The organism is Streptomyces sp. B3I8 (genome assembly GCF_030816915.1).
Taxonomy (GTDB): domain Bacteria; phylum Actinomycetota; class Actinomycetes; order Streptomycetales; family Streptomycetaceae; genus Streptomyces.
Window position 1 is genome coordinate 6,221,698 of the sequence record NZ_JAUSYN010000002.1, and the last position, 17,783, is coordinate 6,239,480.

The 17,783-nt window shown below is 72.5% G+C and carries 14 protein-coding genes and 1 pseudogene; 6 read left to right on the forward strand and 9 right to left on the reverse strand.

Features of this window, described 5'->3' with window-relative positions:
• Positions 1 to 990: a class I SAM-dependent methyltransferase gene (locus QFZ64_RS29785; protein WP_373430779.1), complete on the forward strand. Its 990-nt coding sequence runs from the start codon at positions 1 to 3 to the stop codon at positions 988 to 990.
• A pseudogene (locus QFZ64_RS29790) lies at positions 987 to 2,039 on the forward strand (YbhN family protein); the annotation flags it as partial. The gene QFZ64_RS29785 and the pseudogene QFZ64_RS29790, both read left to right, overlap by 4 nt.
• Before the next feature lie 158 nt (positions 2,040 to 2,197).
• On the opposite strand, the gene QFZ64_RS29795 reads toward QFZ64_RS29790, so the two are convergent.
• On the reverse strand, positions 2,198 to 3,019 hold the full coding sequence (locus QFZ64_RS29795) for a creatininase family protein (protein ID WP_307070569.1): 822 nt from the start codon (positions 3,017 to 3,019) through the stop codon (positions 2,198 to 2,200).
• Between the two features lie 54 nt (positions 3,020 to 3,073).
• Between QFZ64_RS29795 and ribA the strand changes: the two genes are divergently transcribed.
• Positions 3,074 to 3,745: a GTP cyclohydrolase II gene (gene ribA, locus QFZ64_RS29800; RefSeq protein WP_307070570.1), complete on the forward strand. Its 672-nt coding sequence runs from the start codon at positions 3,074 to 3,076 to the stop codon at positions 3,743 to 3,745.
• Between the two features lie 187 nt (positions 3,746 to 3,932).
• Entirely contained in the window at positions 3,933 to 4,403 is a 471-nt protein-coding gene (locus QFZ64_RS29805; RefSeq protein WP_307070571.1) for a PPOX class F420-dependent oxidoreductase, read from the forward strand.
• A gap of 9 nt (positions 4,404 to 4,412) precedes the next feature.
• Here QFZ64_RS29805 and QFZ64_RS29810 read toward each other — a convergent pair whose 3' ends face one another.
• Positions 4,413 to 5,336, reverse strand: coding sequence for an NAD(P)-dependent oxidoreductase (locus tag QFZ64_RS29810; RefSeq protein ID WP_373430684.1), 924 nt, complete (start codon positions 5,334 to 5,336; stop codon positions 4,413 to 4,415).
• A gap of 106 nt (positions 5,337 to 5,442) precedes the next feature.
• Between QFZ64_RS29810 and QFZ64_RS29815 the strand changes: the two genes are divergently transcribed.
• Positions 5,443 to 6,045, forward strand: coding sequence for a TetR/AcrR family transcriptional regulator (locus QFZ64_RS29815; protein ID WP_307070572.1), 603 nt, complete (start codon positions 5,443 to 5,445; stop codon positions 6,043 to 6,045).
• A gap of 5 nt (positions 6,046 to 6,050) precedes the next feature.
• Here QFZ64_RS29815 and QFZ64_RS29820 read toward each other — a convergent pair whose 3' ends face one another.
• The 7 genes from QFZ64_RS29820 to tkt all read right to left on the reverse strand — a co-directional run bounded on the left by QFZ64_RS29820 (position 6,051) and on the right by tkt (position 16,443).
• Positions 6,051 to 7,523 carry a membrane-associated oxidoreductase gene (locus tag QFZ64_RS29820; protein WP_307070573.1) on the reverse strand — a complete coding sequence of 491 codons (1,473 nt, stop codon included), beginning with the start codon at positions 7,521 to 7,523 and terminating at the stop codon, positions 6,051 to 6,053.
• Between the two features lie 114 nt (positions 7,524 to 7,637).
• Entirely contained in the window at positions 7,638 to 8,519 is an 882-nt protein-coding gene (gnd, locus tag QFZ64_RS29825) for a phosphogluconate dehydrogenase (NAD(+)-dependent, decarboxylating) (RefSeq protein WP_307070574.1), read from the reverse strand.
• Between the two features lies 1 nt (position 8,520).
• Positions 8,521 to 10,245 (reverse strand): glucose-6-phosphate isomerase, encoded by a 1,725-nt coding sequence (gene pgi, locus QFZ64_RS29830; protein WP_307071916.1) that lies wholly within the window; start codon positions 10,243 to 10,245, stop codon positions 8,521 to 8,523.
• Positions 10,246 to 10,285: 40 nt separating this feature from the next.
• Positions 10,286 to 11,227: a glucose-6-phosphate dehydrogenase assembly protein OpcA gene (gene opcA / locus QFZ64_RS29835; RefSeq protein ID WP_307070575.1), complete on the reverse strand. Its 942-nt coding sequence runs from the start codon at positions 11,225 to 11,227 to the stop codon at positions 10,286 to 10,288.
• Entirely contained in the window at positions 11,224 to 13,104 is a 1,881-nt protein-coding gene (gene zwf / locus QFZ64_RS29840; RefSeq protein ID WP_307070576.1) for a glucose-6-phosphate dehydrogenase, read from the reverse strand. The genes opcA and zwf overlap by 4 nt, the downstream gene beginning before the upstream one ends.
• Positions 13,104 to 14,297, reverse strand: coding sequence for a transaldolase (gene tal / locus QFZ64_RS29845; protein WP_307070577.1), 1,194 nt, complete (start codon positions 14,295 to 14,297; stop codon positions 13,104 to 13,106). Before tal ends, zwf begins: the two co-directional genes overlap by 1 nt.
• Positions 14,298 to 14,358: 61 nt before the next feature.
• Complete coding sequence (gene tkt, locus QFZ64_RS29850) at positions 14,359 to 16,443, reverse strand: transketolase (protein ID WP_307070578.1); 2,085 nt, start codon at positions 16,441 to 16,443, stop codon at positions 14,359 to 14,361.
• Positions 16,444 to 16,586: 143 nt separating this feature from the next.
• Here tkt and QFZ64_RS29855 point away from each other — a divergent pair, with 143 nt between their 5' ends.
• On the forward strand, positions 16,587 to 17,588 hold the full coding sequence (locus QFZ64_RS29855; protein ID WP_307070579.1) for an AraC family transcriptional regulator: 1,002 nt from the start codon (positions 16,587 to 16,589) through the stop codon (positions 17,586 to 17,588).
• The last annotated feature ends 195 nt before the right edge of the window (positions 17,589 to 17,783 follow it).

Below are 17,783 nucleotides of genomic sequence, written 5' to 3' on the forward strand. Positions count from 1 at the left end.
ATGGGTGCGGACGCGGGGGCGGGGCCCGGCGGATCGCTTTCCGTCGGTCCCGCGTCCGGTGCCGGGCCCGTCGACGGTGAGTCGGACGTGCCCCGCTACGCCCCCCAGTGGCTGCGGCTGCGCGAGCCCGCCGACGCCGACGCGCGCGCCCGGGAACTGCTGGATCCGCTGCGCATCCGGCTCGCCAACCGGCCCGGCCGGCGCGGCGCCGGGACCGTCGTGCACGACCTCGGCTGCGGCACCGGCTCCATGGGCCGCTGGCTGGCGCCCCGGCTCGACGGGCCCCAGCACTGGTTCCTCCACGACCACGACCCCTACCTGCTGCACTTCGCCGCAGTGGGAGCGCCCCGGTCCGCCGCCGACGGCAGCCGCATCGAGGTCACCACGCAGCGCGGCGACCTCGCCCGGCTCACCGCCGACGCCCTCGCCGGGGCCTCCCTCGTGACGGCGTCCGCACTGCTCGACGTGCTCACCCGCGAGGAGATCGGCACGCTCGCGGCGGCCTGCGTCGAGGCGGGCGTCCCCGCACTGCTGACGCTGTCGGTCGTCGGGCGGGTCGAGCTCACGCCCTCCCACCCGCTCGACCCGGAGATCGCCGCCGCGTTCGACGCCCACCAGCGCCGCGGCGAACTCCTCGGCCCCGACGCGGTCACCGCGGCCTGCGAGGCGTTCGGCAGGCTCGGTGCGACGGTGCGGGTGCAGCCGAGCCCGTGGCGGCTCGGGGCCGAGCACAAGGAACTGGCGGGCGAGTGGCTGCGCGGCTGGGTCGGCGCGGCCGTCGAGCAGCGACCGGAGCTGGCGGCGCGTGCGGATACGTATCTGCGGGAGCGGCTCGCCCAGTGCGAGGGCGGGGAGCTGCGGGTGGTCGTGGGGCACAGCGATGTGCTCGCACTGCCCGGTGCCTCCGGTGCCTCCGGTGCCTCCGGTGCCTCCGGTGCCTCCGGTGCGTCCGGTGCGCGGGAGGACTCGGGGGCGGGTGAGGTGTCATGACGACGGCGGTGACGAGCGTGACGGCCGGGGTGCCGGTGGCGGGCGTCACGGCACAGGCACCGGCGGGCTCTCCGGTGTCCGAGGTGGCCCCCGAGGCGTCCCGGGCCGCACGACGGCCGCGGGTGCCGGCGGCCGTGCGGCGGCACTTCGGGAGCGTGGCGGGCGTGACCATCATGATCGTGCTGCTCTGGCGGCTCGGCACCGGAGTGTTCGTGGACGGGCTCCGGCGCGTAGACACCCCGACGCTGCTCGCCGGGCTCGGCATCGGACTGCTCACCACCGTCCTCTCCGCCTGGCGCTGGTGCCTCGTGGCCCGGCGCCTGGGCATCCGGCTGCCCCTGCGCGGCGCGGTCGCCGACTACTACCGGGCCCTGTTCCTCAACGCCGCCCTCCCCGGCGGCGTCCTCGGCGACGTGCACCGGGCCGTGCGGCACGGACGTGACGCGGGGGACCTGGGGCGCGGGGTGCGCGCCGTGGTCATGGAACGGACGGCGGGGCAACTCGCCCTGGTCGCCGCCGGGGTGCCGGTGCTGCTTCTCGCCGAGTCGCCCGTGCTGCACGAGGCGCGGCACGCCGTCGCGGTGCTCGTCCCCGTGCTCGTCGGTGTCGCGGCGGTCGTCGTCGCGGTGCGGATGGGGCGTACGCGGCGGGCGGCGTCGGACGGCGCGGCGTCCGAGAACGTGGTGGACGGTCGTCCGGCCGGGCGCGGTGCGCGTCGCGGGCGGGCCGTGCGCACGGGGCTGGCCGAGGCGCGGGACGTCCTGCTGGACCGGCGCGTGGGACCGGGCGTGCTCGCGGCCTCCCTCGCCGTGCTCGGCGGGTACCTGCTGATGTTCTGGGTCGCGGCGCGGGCCGCCGGGGCGGACGTGAGCCCGCTGCGGCTCCTTCCGCTCGCCATGCTCGCGCTGATCGCGATGGGGCTGCCGCTGAACGTCGGCGGCTGGGGGCCCCGGGAGGGCGTCACCGCCTGGGCGTTCGGGGCGGCGGGGCTCGGCGCGGGGACCGGTCTGAGCGTCGCGGTCGTCTACGGGGTGCTCAGCTTCGTCGCCGCTCTGCCGGGAGCCGTCGCCCTGGTGGTGCGATGGTGGGGCGGACTGCGCGAGCGGCGGACCGAAGGTGCCCGCCCCGTGCGCGACGAGCCCGTGCGGAACGCCCCCTCACCCCGGTCGCCCCCGCAACCGGAGCCGGGGGAGAGGCGGCATCCCGGTCACGCCGTGGGATTCGCCGCACCGGTCACCAGGTCGAAGTACGGGCCGAAGGAGTCGGTCAGGGCGGCCAGCAGCCGTTCGCCCTTCTCCGCCGAGGCGAGCGAGGGACGGCCGATGACCCCGGATTCCGTGTAGGCGGCCATACCGGTCGTCAGCAGATGCCGGCGGTCGTCGGCGACGAAATCGGTGGTCTCGTATCCGCTGCGGACCATCTCCGGATGACAGTGGAGGAGGAGGGAGGTCTCGATTTCCCCCGCGTGCATGTCGGTCAGCAACGAGGTGCTCACACCGGCCCGTTCCCGTGCCGATTCCCAGTCCTCCGCAGCCGGGAAAAGCGCCATGTCGGGTCCCGTGCCGGCGGTGGATTCCTGCACCACATTGCCCAGCACGTAATTGCCGCCGTGGCCGTTGACCAGTACCAGGGCCTCGACACCGGAGCGGCGCAACGAGTGCGCGATGTCCCGTACCACCGCGTGGAGAGTGACGGAGGAAATGCTGACCGTGCCCGGCCAGTCCGCGTGCTCGTGCGAACAGCCGATCGTCACCGGGGGGAGGAGGTGCACCGGGTACCGTGCGGCGATCGCGCGGGCGATCGCGCAGGCGACCAGGGTGTCCGTCGCCAACGGCAGGCAGGGGCCGTGCTGTTCGAAACTGCCGACGGGAAGGACGGCGACCTGCCGCGGCAGGCCCTCGCCCCGGCGCCGTACGTCCTCGGTGGTGTCGGCCGGCAGGACGCCCGCGACGCCGGCCGGTGAAGTGCTCGTGAGGACGGCCGGTGCGGCGCTGGTGTCGTCCGCCGGTGTTCCTTCTGGCCTCTCCATTCCGTAACTTCCTTTCCTCATGTACCGCCTGTGCTCAGCAGATAGGAACTGATCATGACAGACGTTGTCGGCGAACCGGTCGCGCGTGTGGTGAAAGCGCCGGCCGGCGCCACCGGGGTCACTCGCGTCGTGAATGCCCCGCTGCACACGAAGTACGGAGAGTTCGAAGCGGTCGGCTACCAGGACAACGACCGCGGTGACGAGCAAGTGGCCCTGGTGTACGGCGACATCCAGGCGGAGGGAATGCTCGTCCGGCTGCATTCCGAATGCCTCACGGGAGACGCGTTCGGTTCCACGCACTGCGAGTGCGGGCCCCAACTCACCACGGCTCTGCGGGAGATCGTGGCCGAGGGGCGGGGCGTGCTGGTGTATCTGCGCGGGCACGAGGGCCGGGGCATCGGACTGCTGGCGAAGCTGCGCGCGATGAAGCTCCAGTCGGAAGGGCTGGACACGGTCGAGGCGAACCTCGCGCTCGGACTGCCGGTGGACGCGCGGGACTACACGGTGGCCGCGGAGATGCTGCGGGACCTGGGGGTGCGGTCGGTGCGGCTGCTGTCCAACAACCCGCGCAAGCGGGAGTCGTTGGAGCGCCACGGGGTGAAGGTCGAGACGCAGGTGCCGCTGCTCATACCGCCGTGCGAGAACAACATCACGTACCTGCGCACGAAGCGGGAGCGCATGGACCACTACCTGCCGCATCTGGACGCGGTCGTGCAGTCCTCGTGACGCGGGGGCGGCGGGAGCGGGGCCGTCGTGCGCCGGTGCGCGGCGCGCGGCCGCTCCGCCGCTCCGGCCGATGGCGCGCCTTGTCCTCTCCCGGCCGTGCCGGTCGCGGTGTCCGTCCGCAGGGGTGGCCGGGCGCCTGCCGGGTACTCCTCCCGGAGACGATGCCGCGCTCAGGAGGCTGGTCACCATGGCCCGGAACGACGCCACACGGAACGATGCCGCGCAGGACGATGCCACGCAGAACGCCCTGCTCGCGCTGCTCGCCGAGCAGAAGGGCGGGGTGCTGGTCACCCTCAAGCGCGACGGACGGCCCCAGCTGTCCAATGTCGGCCATGTGTACTACCCGGACGAGCGGCTCCTCCGGGTCTCCCTCACCGACGACCGCGCCAAGACCCGTAACCTCCGGCGGGACCCGCGCGCCTCGTACCACGTGACGACGGCGGACCGGTGGGCGTACGCGGTCGCCGAGGGCACCGCCGACCTGACACCGGTCGCGGCGGACCCGTACGACGACACCGTCGAGGAACTGGTGCGCCTCTACCGCGACATCCAGGGCGAGCACCCCGACTGGGACGACTACCGCGCCGCGATGGTCCGCGACCGGCGGCTGGTGCTGCGCCTGCGGGTCGAGCGGGCGTACGGCATCCCGAAACGCTGAGGGCGGGCGTCAGAGGCCGCGGGTGCGGTCCTCCAGGGCGTGGAGGACCGCCACCATGTCCTCGCCGCCGTGGCCGAGTGCGACCGTCTCGGCGAACAGGGCGTGGCAGGCGTCGAGGAGCGGGGAGGCCACGCCCCTCGCGCGGGCGGCGTCGGCGATCAGGCGGTTGTTCATCAGGACGTCCGCGGCGGCCGCCTGCACCGCGAAGTCGCCGTGCAGCAGCTTGGGCGCCTTCATACGGGAGACGGCGCTTGCCATGGGGCCCGCGTCCAGGACGTCCAGGAAGAGCCGCCGGTCGAGGTGGTGCCGGTCCGCGAAGTGGAACGCCTCGGTGAGACCGGTGACCTGGGTGATCAGGAAGAGGTTCACGGACAGTTTCATCAGCAGCGCGTTCGGTACGGGGCCGCAGGCGAACACCTCGTGGCACATGGGCGCGAGGACGGGAGCGACGTCCTCCACGTCCTCCGGGTCCCCGGCCAGCATGGCCACCAGACGGCCCTGCTCGGCCGGGACGCGCGACCCGGAGACGGGGGCCTCGACATAGCGGCCGCCCGCCTCCCGGACGTCGGCCGCCAGAGCGCGGGAGTACTCCGGATCGGTCGTGCCCATGTTCACCACCGTGCGGCCGGCGGCGCGGCCGGCGAAGGCGGGGGTGCCGCGTTCCAGTACGGCGTCGATGGCGCGGTCGTTCGCCAGCATGAGGAGGACGGTGTCCGCCCCGGCAAAGACCTCCGCGGCCGAGGCCGCGACCGCCGCGCCGGCCGCCCGCAGCGGCTCCGTCCGGTGCGGCGTGCGGTTCCAGACGAGGAGGGGGGTGCCCGCGCGGGCCAGGTTGAGGGCCATGGGGGTGCCCATGACGCCGAGGCCGAGGAATCCCACCGTGTGCATCACGATCACCGCCGGGTCGGGGCTCAGATCTATGACGGCTGTCATAGCGAGGTGATTATGACAGGCGTCATGGTCGGGTGGTGAGAGGGACGTAAGCTGTCCGCCCGCGTCACGCCGCGCCGTGCGGTTCGGGCGGGTGAGGAGGTGGACGATGACGGAGTCCGAGCGGGGGCCCCGGGAGCGGATGGTGTTCAGTGCCGCTCAGCTCGTCCGGCGGCGCGGAGTGGCCGGGGCGGGGATGCGGGACGTCGTGGCGCACGCCCACGCGCCGCGCGGGTCGCTCCAGCACTACTTCCCGGGCGGGAAGGAACAGCTCGTCAACGAGGCGGTGCGGTGGGCCGGGCGGTACGCGGCGAGGCGCGTCCCGCGGTTCATGGCGGGGATGGCGGAGCCGACGCCCTCGGGGCTGCTCGCGGCGATGGTGGGGCAGTGGACGGACGAGTACGCGCGGGAGGGGTTCGCGGGCGGGTGCCCGGTCGCGGCGGCGACCGTGGGGTGCGCGGAGTCGGTGGAGTCCACACGGGAGGCGGCGGCGGAGGCGTTCGGCCGGTGGACGGGGGCGGTGCGGGAGGCACTGGTCGGGATGGGGGTGCCGGCGGGGCGGGCCGGGGGGCTCGCGGTGGTCGTGGTGAGTGCGGTGGAGGGGGCGGTGGTGGTGGCCCGGGCCGAGCGGGATGTACGGGCGTTGGAGGCGGTGGTGGGGGAGTTGGGGCCGGTGCTGGATGCGGCGCGGGGTGGGGGTGGGGGTGGGTGAGGAGACTACTGCCTGCTCACTGCCCGGGTGACGCCCGTCAGGACCGTCGTCGCCAGGATCCAGCCCGTCAGGGTCAGGCCGTAGGACAGGGCCTGGTACGGGCCCGCCGGGGCGAACGCGGCCTCCTGGCCGAAGGAGATGACCGGCAGCATCAGGTCCAGCGTGTAGAAGACCGGGTTGAACGGCGGGGCCTCGTCCGGCTTCAGCGCGGCGGGCGGGTGCAGACCGAACACCACCGCCCCCACCGCCAGCAGCGACAGCAGCCACCCGGCCGCCCGCAGCGGCCGGAACCCGTACCCCACCGTCGCGTCCTGCACCTGCCCCCACAGCCGCCGGTACCACGGCAGCGTCCCCCGGTGCCGGCGCAGCTTGGCGAGCTGCACCGTGCGGGCGGCGCGCTCGTCGCCGACGCGCCGGTAGGCCGCCGCCAACTGCTCGTAGGCGTAGGGCACATAGCCGTCCGAGTCGCGCTCGAGGACGGCCAGGCGCCGGGCGGCCGGGGCGTGCGGGGTCAGCGCGGTGTAGGTGAGGCCGTCCAGATTCAGCTCCCCGGGCCACACCTCCGGCGCCGCGTGCAGCGCGTCGACGCGGGCGCGGCGGAGGTTCAGGGCGCCCTCGATCCCCTCGGGCTCGCGCAGCCACAGTTCGCCGAGCACCGCGCTGCTCACCCGCAGCGCCATGCCCTCGGGGTGGGACAGCCGTGCGTACGACAGGTTCAACTGCCCGGGGATCCGCGCGCCGCGCAGATCGAGCATGCCGCGCGCGACGAGGCAGCCCGCCTGGAGGTCGGCGTCCAGGGTGAGGGTGCGGGCCTGGAGCGCGGTGGCGCCGGGGTTCTCGAAGCGGGCGTCGCGCAGCATCACCGAGCCGGTGACGGTGGCGCTCTCCAGCCGGGTCTCGCCCTCGACCCGCAGTCCCGGTGCCCACAGCGCGTCGCCGATCGTGACCTGGTTGAGCTGGAGCACCGGCTCGGAGGTGTCCGAGGAGGTGAGGTGCGCGCCGTCCAGGAACAGGGCCCCGGCGATCCGTGCGCCGCCGAGCCGCACCTGATAGGTGATGCGGCAGTCGGTCAGCCGCAGGACGCCGTCCACCTGGAGGCGCGCGGCGTGCAGTCCGGGCAGCACGGAGCCGCGCAGGTTGAGCTGGCGCACCCGGAAGTCGTACAGCGCGGGCCCGTCCGTGAAGTGACAGTGCTTCAGCTCCACGGCGTGGTCGATCGTCGCGTACTTGAGGTCGAGCGTGCCGGTGATGCGGGCGCCCACGACCTTGAGTACCGGTATCTCGCCGGCGCGGGTGGGACCGTCCAGGAGCAGGGACCGCAACACCCTCGCGCGTACGGTGCGTTCGGGGCCCCAGTCGGCGCCGCCGGTGCCGTCGGCGGGGTTCTCGTCCGGTGTTCGCCGGAAGTCCACCTCCGTGCCGTCCGGGAACGCCTCCCACACGCGGCGTTCGGCCGCCGTCAGCTCGTCGATCTCCATCACGGGGGACTCTCGCCCGGCCGCCCCCGCGTGTCAACAGCGCCTTGACAGCGCGGAGGTGCGGCCCGCCCTCACGGGACGGGCCGCACCTCCGCGCGGCCCGCTTCCGTCGGCCTACTTCTTCGCGGACTCCACCGCGTGGCCGCCGAACTGGTTACGCAGGGCGGCGATCATCTTCATCTGCGGCGAGTCGTCCTGGCGCGAGGCGAACCGGGCGAACAGGGAGGCCGTGATGGCCGGCAGCGGCACCGCGTTGTCGATGGCGGCCTCCACCGTCCAGCGGCCCTCGCCGGAGTCCTCGGCGTAGCCGCGCAGCCCGTCCAGGTGGGCGTCGTCGTCCAGGGCGTTGACCGCGAGGTCGAGCAGCCAGGAACGGATGACCGTGCCTTCCTGCCAGGAGCGGAACACCTCGCGGACGTTGTCCACCGACTTGACCTTCTCCAGCAGCTCCCAGCCCTCGGCGTACGCCTGCATCATGGCGTACTCGATGCCGTTGTGGACCATCTTGGAGAAGTGCCCGGCGCCCACCTTGCCCGCGTGGACGTAGCCGTACGGACCCTCCGGCTTGAGCGCGTCGAAGATCGGCCGGAGCCGGTCCACGTGCTCCTTGCTGCCGCCGACCATGAGCGCGTAGCCGTTCTCCAGGCCCCAGACGCCGCCGGAGACACCGGCGTCGACGAAACCGATCTCCCTGACCCCGAGTTCCGCGGCGTGCTTCTCGTCGTCACTCCAGCGGGAGTTGCCGCCGTCGACCACCGTGTCACCGGCAGAGAGCAGGTCCTTCAGCTCGTCGACGACGGACTGGGTGGCGTGGCCGGCCGGGACCATCACCCAGACGGTGCGCGGGGCTTCGAGCTTGCCGACGAGTTCCGCGAGGTCCTTGACGTCGGAGACGTCGGGGTTGCGGTCGTAGCCGACGACGGTGTGGCCGGCGCGGCGCAGCCGCTCCCGCATGTTGCCGCCCATCTTGCCGAGACCGATCAGGCCGAGCTGCATGTCACTTCACTTCCCTTAGCTTGAGTTCGCGGTAGTCGGCCACCAGCGCGGCCGTGGACGGGTCGAGGCCGGGGACGTCGGCGCCCTCGCTGAGCGCGGGCTCGACCCGCTTGGCGAGGACCTTGCCCAGCTCGACTCCCCACTGGTCGAAGGAGTCGATGTTCCACACCGCGCCCTGCACGAACACCTTGTGCTCGTAGAGCGCGACGAGCTGACCGAGGACGGAGGGGGTCAGCTCCGGGGCGAGGATCGTGGTGGTGGGGTGGTTGCCGCGGAACGTGCGGGGCGCCACCTGCTCCTCCGGCACGCCCTCGGCGCGCACCTCCTCCGCCGTCTTGCCGAACGCCAGCGCCTGCGTCTGGGCGAAGAAGTTCGCCATCAGCAGGTCGTGCTGGGCCTTCAGGTCCTCGCCCAGCTCCGCCACCGGCTCGGCGAAGCCGATGAAGTCCGCCGGGATGAGCTTGGTGCCCTGGTGGATCAACTGGTAGTAGGCGTGCTGCCCGTTGGTGCCGGGCGTGCCCCACACCACGGGTCCGGTCTGCCACTCCACCGGCCGCCCGTCGCGGTCGACGGACTTGCCGTTGGACTCCATGTCGAGCTGCTGGAGGTAGGCCGTGAACCTCGACAGGTAGTGCGAGTACGGCAGCACGGCGTGCGACTGAGCGTCGTGGAAGTTGCCGTACCAGATGCCCAGCAGGCCCATCAGGAGCGGGGCGTTGGACTCGGGGGGTGCGGTGCGGAAGTGCTCGTCGATCACGTGGAAGCCGTCGAGCATCTCGCGGAACCGGTCGGGGCCGATCGCGATCATGAGCGACAGGCCGATCGCCGAGTCGTAGGAGTAGCGGCCGCCGACCCAGTCCCAGAACTCGAACATGTTGGCCGTGTCGATGCCGAAGTCGGCGACCTTCTCCGCGTTCGTCGACAGCGCCACGAAGTGCTTCGCGACCGCCTTGTCCTCCGCCTCGTCCCCTGTCCTGCCCTGCTCGCCCGTCCTGCCCTGCGCGCCGAGCCCGGCGAGGAGCCAGGAGCGCGCCGACGTGGCGTTGGTGATCGTCTCGATCGTCGTGAACGTCTTGGACGCGACGATGAACAGGGTCTCCGCCGGGTCCAGGTCCCGCAGGGCCTCGTGCAGGTCCGCGCCGTCCACGTTCGACACGAAGCGGACCGTGAGGTCGCGGTCGGTGAAGGCGCGCAGCGCCTCGTAGGCCATCGCGGGGCCCAGGTCGGAGCCGCCGATGCCGATGTTGACGACGGTGCGGATGCGGCGGCCGGTGTGTCCGGTCCACTCGCCGGAGCGGACCCGCCCGGCGAAGTCGGCCATCCTGTCGAGGACTTCGTGCACCTTGGGCACGACGTTCTCGCCGTCGACCTCGATCACCGCGTCACGCGGGGCGCGCAGCGCGGTGTGCAGGACGGCCCGGTTCTCGGTGGTGTTGACGCGCTCGCCGCGGAACATCGCGTCCCGCAGCCCGAACACGTCGGTGGCGGTGGCCAGTTCCTGGAGCAGGGCCAGCGTCTCGTCGGTGATCAGATGCTTGGAGTAGTCGATCAGCAGATCGCCGGCCCGGACCCGGTAGCGCCGGGCCCGTTCCGGGTCCGTCTCGAACAGCTCGCGCAGCCGGGGACGCGGTATCCCCTGCGCACGGTGGTCCTCCAGCGCCGTCCACTCGGGGCGGCGGGTGAGCCAGGGGTGATGGCCAAAGGGGGCGGAGGCGGGCCCGGACACCGACCGGGTCACCGTTTCGGGTGCGGGTTTCGACGTGGGCTCAGACACCGGCCACGGCCTCCTCGGCGGAGGCGTCCTTGCTGCGCAGGGCCACCTCGTACATCTCGTCCGCGTCCAGCCGGCGCAGCTCCTCGGCGATCAGCTCGGACAGCGGGCGCACCTTCAGCGCCAGGGAGCGAGGCGGCTGTCCGGGCAGGGTGAGTGTGGCCAGCGGGCCGTCCGGGCGGTCGAGGACGATCTCGCCCTTGTCCGTGCCCAGCCGCACGGTCGTCACCACCGGGCCGCCGCTCACCACCCGGTCCACGTCCACCTTCAGCCGGGCCTCCAGCCAGCGCGCCAGCAGCTCGGCGCTGGGGTTGTCCGCCTCGGCCTCCACCGCGGCCGAGGTCACCGGCGTACGGGCCTGGTCCAGGGCAGCGGCCAGCATGGAACGCCACAGGGTGAGCCGGGTCCAGGCCAGGTCGGTGTCGCCGGGCGCGTAGGAGGCGGCCCGGGTGTGCAGCACGTCCATCGGGGAGTCGACGGCGTACAGATCGGTGATCCGGCGCTGCGCGAGCGCGCCCAGCGGGTCCTTCACCGGGTTCTCCGGCGCGTCCACCGGCCACCAGACGACGACGGGCGCGTCCGGCAGCAGCAGCGGCAGCACCACCGAGTCGGCGTGCCCGTTGACCTCGCCGTACAGCCGCAGGATCACGGTCTCGCCGGTGCCCGCCTCGGAGCCGACCCGCACCTCGGCGTCGAGCCGGGAATGGGTGCGGTCGCGCAGGGTGCGGGCGTGCCGCTTGATGACGACCAGGGTGCGCGAGGGGTGCTCGTGCGAGGCCTCCTCTGCCGCCTTCAGCGCGTCGTAGGCGTTCTCCTCGTCCGTGACGATCACCATCGTCAGGACCATGCCCACAGCAGGGGTGCCGATGGCACGGCGCCCCCGTACCAACGCCTTGTTGATCTTGCTTGCCGTGGTGTCGGTCAGGTCGATCTTCATGGCCTGCGCCAGCTCCGTCCGTCTCGTGCGAGCATCTCGTCGGCTTCCTTTGGGCCCCAGCTGCCCGAGGCGTACTGCGCGGGCGTGCCGTGCGCGTCCCAGTACCCCTCGATCGGGTCGAGGATCTTCCAGGACTCTTCCACTTCCTGGTGGCGCGGGAACAGGTTGGCGTCGCCGAGCAGTACGTCGAGGATCAGCCGCTCGTACGCCTCCGGGCTGGACTCGGTGAACGACTCGCCGTAGGCGAAGTCCATCGTCACGTCCCGGATCTCCATGGAGGTGCCCGGCACCTTGGAGCCGAAGCGCACGGTCATGCCCTCGTCGGGCTGCACCCGGAAGACGATCGCGTTCGCGCCCAGCTCCTCCGTGGCCGTCGAGTCGAACGGCGAGTGCGGGGCCCGCTGGAGCACCACCGCGATCTCGGTGACGCGGCGGCCGAGCCGCTTTCCGGTACGCAGGTAGAACGGGACGCCCGCCCAGCGGCGGTTGTCGATCTCCAGCTTGATCGCGGCGAAGGTGTCGGTCTTCGACTTCGGGTCGATGCCGTCCTCCTCCAGATACCCGGGCACCGGCTCGCCGCCCTGCCAGCCGCTCGCGTACTGCCCGCGTACGGTGTGCGCCCCGAGGTCCTCCGGCAGCCGGACCGCCTTGAGCACCTTCAGCTTCTCGGTCAGCAGCGACTCGGCGTCGAACGCGGCCGGTTCCTCCATCGCGGTGAGCGCGAGGAGCTGGAGCAGGTGGTTCTGGATGACGTCGCGCGCCGAACCGATGCCGTCGTAGTAGCCGGCCCGGCCGCCGATGCCGATGTCCTCGGCCATCGTGATCTGCACATGGTCCACGAAGGACCGGTTCCAGATCGGCTCGTACATCTGGTTGGCGAAGCGCAGCGCCAGGATGTTCTGGACGGTCTCCTTGCCCAGGTAGTGGTCGATCCGGAAGACCTGGTCCGGGGCGAACACCTCGTGCACGATCTTGTTCAGCTCACGCGCGCTCGCCAGGTCCCGGCCGAACGGCTTCTCGATCACCGCGCGCCGCCAGGAACCCCGCGGGCCGTCCGCGAGCCCGTGCTTCTTGAGCTGCTGGACGACCTTGGGGAAGAACCTCGGCGGCACGGAGAGGTAGAACGCGTAGTTGCCGCACGTGCCGCGGGAGGCGTCCAGCTCGTCGACGGCCGCGCGGAGCTGCTTGAACGCCGTGTCGTCGTCGAAGTCGCCGGGGATGAACCGCATGCCCTCGGCGAGCTGCTGCCAGACCTCCTCGCGGAACGGCGTACGGGCGTACTCGCGCACCGCGTCGTGCACCACCTGCGCGAAGTCCTGGTCCTCCCAGTCCCGGCGGGCGAACCCGACCAGCGAGAAGCCGGGCGGCAGCAGACCGCGGTTGGCCAGGTCGTACACGGCCGGCATCAACTTGCGGCGGGACAGGTCGCCCGTCACGCCGAAGATCACCAGGCCGGAGGGGCCCGCGATACGGGGCAGCCGGCGGTCCCTGGGGTCGCGCAGCTCGTTGTCCCAGTCGCCGGGCAGATCTCCGGCGGTGGCACAGGCGGCCACGGCTTCCCGGGCGGTTCGGGTCTCCTGGGCGAGCGGGGTCTCCGGGGTCCTCGGGGTTTCCGAGGCCGCCGTGGTCTCCGGGGTCTCCGTGGGTTCCGGGGCCTTTGTTGTCTTCGAGGACCGCGTGGTCTTCGAGGACTGTGTGGTCTTCGTGGACTTCGTGGTCCGGGGAGTCCGAGACGCCTCCGCGGACCCGGACGCTCCGGACGCCCCGGCCGACTTCGACCTCGCGGTCCGGACCCTGCTCGCGGCGCCCTCGGCCGCGCGTTCGGTGGCCGCGGCCGCGCGCTTGCCGGCCTTGGCGCCCGTTTCCTCGTCGCTCATCAGGCGTGCACCTCCTTGCCGTCGTCGTCGGCGCCGTCCTCGGCGTTCAGCGAGGACGTGACCGCGTCCAGCAGTTCCTGCCAGGCGGCCTCGAACTTCGCCACGCCCTCCTCCTCCAGCAGCCCGACGACCTCGTCGTACGAGATGCCCAGCCGAGCCACCGCGTCGAGATCGGCCCGCGCCTGTGCGTACCCACCGGTGACCGTGTCACCCCGCACGCCGCCGTGATCCGCGGTGGCGTCCAGGGTGGCCTCGGGCATGGTGTTGACCGTGCCGGGCGCGACCAGTTCGTCCACGTACAGGGTGTCCTTGTAGGCGGGGTCCTTCACCCCCGTGGACGCCCACAGGGGGCGCTGCCGGTTGGCTCCGGCGCGCTCCAGGGCCGCCCAGCGCTCCGTGCCGAACACCTCCTCGTACGCCTGGTAGGCGAGGCGGGCGTTGGCGAGCGCCGCCCGGCCGCGCAGGCCGGCGGCCTCGTCGGTGCCCAGCGCGGTGAGCCGCTTGTCGATCTCGGCGTCCACGCGGGAGACGAAGAACGAGGCGACCGAGTGGATGCCGGACAGTTCCGTGCCGCGCTGTCGCGCCTGCTCCAGGCCGGTCAGGTAGGCGTCCATCACCTGGCGGTAGCGGGCCAGGGAGAAGATCAACGTCACGTTGACGCTGATGCCCCGGGCGGTCACCTCGGTGATCGCGGGGAGCCCGGCCTCGGTGGCCGGAATCTTGATCATCACGTTGGGCCGGTCCACCAGCCAGAAGAGCTGCACGGCCTCGGCGACCGTGGCCCGTGTGTCGTGCGCGAGCCGGGGGTCCACCTCGATGGAGACCCGGCCGTCCCGGCCGCCGGTCGCCTCGTACACCGGGCGCAGCACGTCGGCGGCGGCCCGTACGTCGGCGGTGGTCATCATCCGTACGGCCTCGTCGACCGTCACCCCGCGCACGGCCAGGTCGGCGAGCTGCTCCTCGTAACCGTCGCCGGAGCCGATGGCGGCGCGGAAGATGGACGGGTTGGTGGTCACGCCGACGACGTGCTTCTCGGCGATCAGCCCGGCCAGGTTCCCGGAGGCGATCCGGCGGCGGGACAGGTCGTCCAGCCACACGGACACACCCTCCTTCGCCAGCAGCGCGAGCGGCTCGGTGGAGGGGGCGGCGGAAGCGGCGGCGGGGACGGCGGCGGATGTTCCTTCGGTGGTCACAGTGATCTTTCTTTCCTAACCGTGAGGTGGGAAGCGGAGGTCGGGCGGCGCGCGTGCGCCGTCAGCCGCGTGCGGCGGTCAGGGACTCCTTCGCCGCGGCGGCCACGTGCTCCGCGGTGAACCCGAACTCGCGGAAGAGCACCTTGGCGTCCGCGGAGGCACCGAAGTGCTCCAGGGAGACGATGCGGCCGGCGTCCCCGACGAAGCGGTACCAGGTCAGACCGATGCCGGCCTCGACGGCGACCCGCGCCTTCACGGCGGACGGCAGTACGCGCTCGCGGTACTCCGCGTCCTGCTCCTCGAACCACTCGACCGACGGCATGGACACCACGCGGGTGGCGACGCCCTCGGCCTCCAGCCGTTCCCGGGCGCCGACGGCGAGCTGCACCTCGGAGCCGGTGGCGATCAGGATGACGTCGGGGGTGCCGGTGGAGGCCTCCTGGAGGACGTAACCGCCCTTGACCGTCTCGGGGTTGGGCGCGTACGTCGGCACACCCTGCCGGGTCAGGGCCAGGCCGTGCGGGGCCGGGCGCGTGGCGTGCCGGCGCAGGATCTCGGCCCAGGCGAGCGCGGTCTCGTTGGCGTCCGCCGGGCGTACGACGTTGAGACCGGGGATGGCGCGCAGCGAGGCGAGGTGCTCGACCGGCTGGTGGGTGGGGCCGTCCTCGCCCAGGCCGATGGAGTCGTGCGTCCACACGTACGTCACCGGGAGCTGCATGAGGGCGGACAGGCGCACGGCGTTGCGCATGTAGTCGGAGAACACGAGGAACGTGCCGCCGTAGACGCGGGTGTTGCCGTGCAGCGCGATGCCGTTCATCTCCGCGGCCATGGAGTGCTCGCGGATGCCGAAGTGGATCGTGCGGCCGTAGGGGTCGGCCTCGGGGAGCGGGTTGCCCTTCGGGAGGAAGGAACTGGTCTTGTCGATCGTGGTGTTGTTCGACCCCGCGAGGTCGGCGGAGCCGCCCCACAGTTCGGGCACGAGTGCGCCGAGCGCCTGGAGCACCTTGCCGGAGGCGGCACGCGTGGCGACGGCCCCGCCCTCCTCGAACACCGGAAGCGCGTCCTCCCAGCCCTCGGGGAGCCGGCCGGCCACGACCCGGTCGAACAGCGCGGCATGCTCGCCGTCGGCCTCGCGCCAGCGGGACAGTTCCTTGTCCCAGGCCGCGTGCGCCTCGGCGCCCCGGTCCAGGGCCTTGCGGGTGTGCGCGAGGACCTCGTCGGCGACCTCGAAGCTCTTCTCCGGGTCGAAGCCCAGGACCCGCTTGGTTGCCGCGACCTCGTCCGCGCCGAGCGCCGAGCCGTGCGCGGCCTCGGTGTTCTGCGCGTGCGGGGCCGGCCAGGCGATGATCGTGCGCATCGCGATGATCGAGGGGCGCCCGGTCTCGGCCTGCGCCGCCCCGAGCGCCGCGTACAGCGCGTGCACGTCGACGTCGCCGCTCTCGGCGGGCTCGATGCGCTGCACGTGCCATCCGTACGCCTCGTAGCGCTTCAGCACGTCCTCGGAGAACGCGGTCGCGGTGTCGCCCTCGATGGAGATGTGGTTGTCGTCGTAGAGGAAGACGAGGTTGCCGAGCCGCTGGTGGCCGGCGAGCGAGGAGGCCTCGGCGGAGATGCCCTCCTCCAGGTCGCCGTCGGAGACGATCGCCCAGATGGTGTGGTCGAACGGGGAGTCGCCCTCGGCGGCCTCCGGGTCGAACAGGCCGCGCTCGTAGCGGGCGGCCATCGCCATGCCGACGGCGTTGGCCACGCCCTGGCCCAGCGGACCTGTCGTGGTCTCCACGCCGGCGGTGTGCCCGTACTCCGGGTGGCCGGGGGTCTTGGAACCGTGGGTGCGGAACGCCTTGAGGTCGTCCAGCTCCAACTCGTAGCCGGCGAGGTAGAGCTGGGTGTAAAGGGTGAGGGAGGTGTGACCGGGGGAGAGGACGAAGCGGTCGCGGCCGGTCCACTCGGGGTCGGCCGGGTCGTGCCGCATCACCTTCTGAAAGAGTGTGTACGCGGCCGGGGCGAGGCTCATCGCCGTGCCCGGGTGACCGTTGCCGACCTTCTGTACGGCGTCGGCCGCCAGGACGCGGGCCGTGTCGACGGCGCGGCGGTCGAGGTCGGTCCACTCCAGGCGGGCGGGGCGGCCGGGGGTCTGCTCACTCATCTTCAAGAAGTCCTCACATCGGGGGGTAAGACCGTCGAACGCCTTCAACACTAAAAGTCTGACTTTTGGCGGGCGAGGTCACGCTGTGCCACGCTTCGGTGAAAGTGGGACACGGCCCCGGTCGGCGGGTGCCGTACGGGCGGATGAACTCACGCGAGACGGACATGGTGGACACGGGCACGGGTACCTACGGAGACGGGTTCCAGACCTCCGAGGGGGAGATCACGCCGGCGGGGACCGCGCCGGCGGGGACCGCGTCGGTGGGCTCGCCCTCCGGCGCGGGCATCCAGACCTTCCCGTTCGACGCGCGGGCGAGCGTGAGCGGCGTCGGCATGCAGATCGGGCCCATGGGGGAGGGCGGTCCGACGTGGCAGTCCCGGGCGGTGCCGGAGCGGGTGCACCGCGTCGACTTCCACGTCGTGATGCTGTTCACCGGGGAGCCGGTGACCCACATGATCGACTTCGCCGACCACGAGGCCCGCGCGGGCGACGTGCTGTGGATCCGCCCCGGCCAGGTCCACCGGTTCCGGCCCGCGCACGCGTACCGGGGGACGGCGCTCACCATGCAGCCCGGGTTCCTGCCACGGGCGATCGTCGAGGCGACCGAGCTCTACCGCTACGACCTGCCGCCCCTGCTCCACCCCGGCCCGGCACAGCTCGCCGCGCTGCGGCACTCCCTGGAGCAACTGGAGCGGGAGTACGTGGACACGGCGACGCTCCCGCCGAGCGTGCACACCGCCGTGCTGCGGCACACCCTGACCGCGTTCCTGTACCGCCTCGCCCACCTCGCGGCCGGCTCGGCGGGGCGGCGGGCGGTGGCGGGGGCGGACAGCGCGTTCGAGCGGTTCCGGGCCGCCGTCGAGCGGGACTTCGCGACGAACCACAGCGTCAGCGCGTACGCCGACGCGCTCGGGTACTCCCGCCGCACGCTGGTGCGCGCGGTGCGCGCGGCCACGGGGGAGACGCCGAAGGGGTTCATCGACAAGAGGGTGGTGCTGGAGGCGAAGAGGATGCTGGCGCACACGGAGGTGCCGGTCGGCCGCGTGGGCGCGGCGCTGGGGTTCCCGGACGCGGCGAACTTCTCGAAGTTCTTCCACCAGCGCACGGGGCTGACGCCGGCGTTGTTCCGCGCGGAGATGAGCTGACGCCCGGTCCGTTGTGGCTTGTCGCGCAGTTCCCCGCGCCCCTGAGGGCCCCTGCGGGGCCCCGGGGCGCGGGTGGCGGGACATGCGTACGGATGTACATGTGAACACCGGCCACCCCGGCCCACCCAGGGGCGCGGGGAACTGCGCGACAAGCCACGCATGACCCGCACCCGCACCCCCGAGCTCTCAGGCGTC

Coding starts and splice junctions, on each gene's coding strand:
- QFZ64_RS29855 (WP_307070579.1), top strand. CDS start 16,587: ATGAACTCACGCGAGACGGACATGGTGGACACGGGCACGGGTACCTAC.
- QFZ64_RS29815 (WP_307070572.1), top strand. CDS start 5,443: ATGACGGAGTCCGAGCGGGGGCCCCGGGAGCGGATGGTGTTCAGTGCC.
- ribA (WP_307070570.1), top strand. CDS start 3,074: ATGACAGACGTTGTCGGCGAACCGGTCGCGCGTGTGGTGAAAGCGCCG.
- QFZ64_RS29795 (WP_307070569.1), bottom strand. CDS start 3,019: ATGGAGAGGCCAGAAGGAACACCGGCGGACGACACCAGCGCCGCACCG.
- tkt (WP_307070578.1), bottom strand. CDS start 16,443: ATGAGTGAGCAGACCCCCGGCCGCCCCGCCCGCCTGGAGTGGACCGAC.
- QFZ64_RS29810 (WP_373430684.1), bottom strand. CDS start 5,336: ATGACAGCCGTCATAGATCTGAGCCCCGACCCGGCGGTGATCGTGATG.
- QFZ64_RS29820 (WP_307070573.1), bottom strand. CDS start 7,523: ATGGAGATCGACGAGCTGACGGCGGCCGAACGCCGCGTGTGGGAGGCG.
- QFZ64_RS29805 (WP_307070571.1), top strand. CDS start 3,933: ATGGCCCGGAACGACGCCACACGGAACGATGCCGCGCAGGACGATGCC.
- QFZ64_RS29785 (WP_373430779.1), top strand. CDS start 1: ATGGGTGCGGACGCGGGGGCGGGGCCCGGCGGATCGCTTTCCGTCGGT.
- gnd (WP_307070574.1), bottom strand. CDS start 8,519: ATGCAGCTCGGCCTGATCGGTCTCGGCAAGATGGGCGGCAACATGCGG.
- zwf (WP_307070576.1), bottom strand. CDS start 13,104: ATGAGCGACGAGGAAACGGGCGCCAAGGCCGGCAAGCGCGCGGCCGCG.
- opcA (WP_307070575.1), bottom strand. CDS start 11,227: ATGAAGATCGACCTGACCGACACCACGGCAAGCAAGATCAACAAGGCG.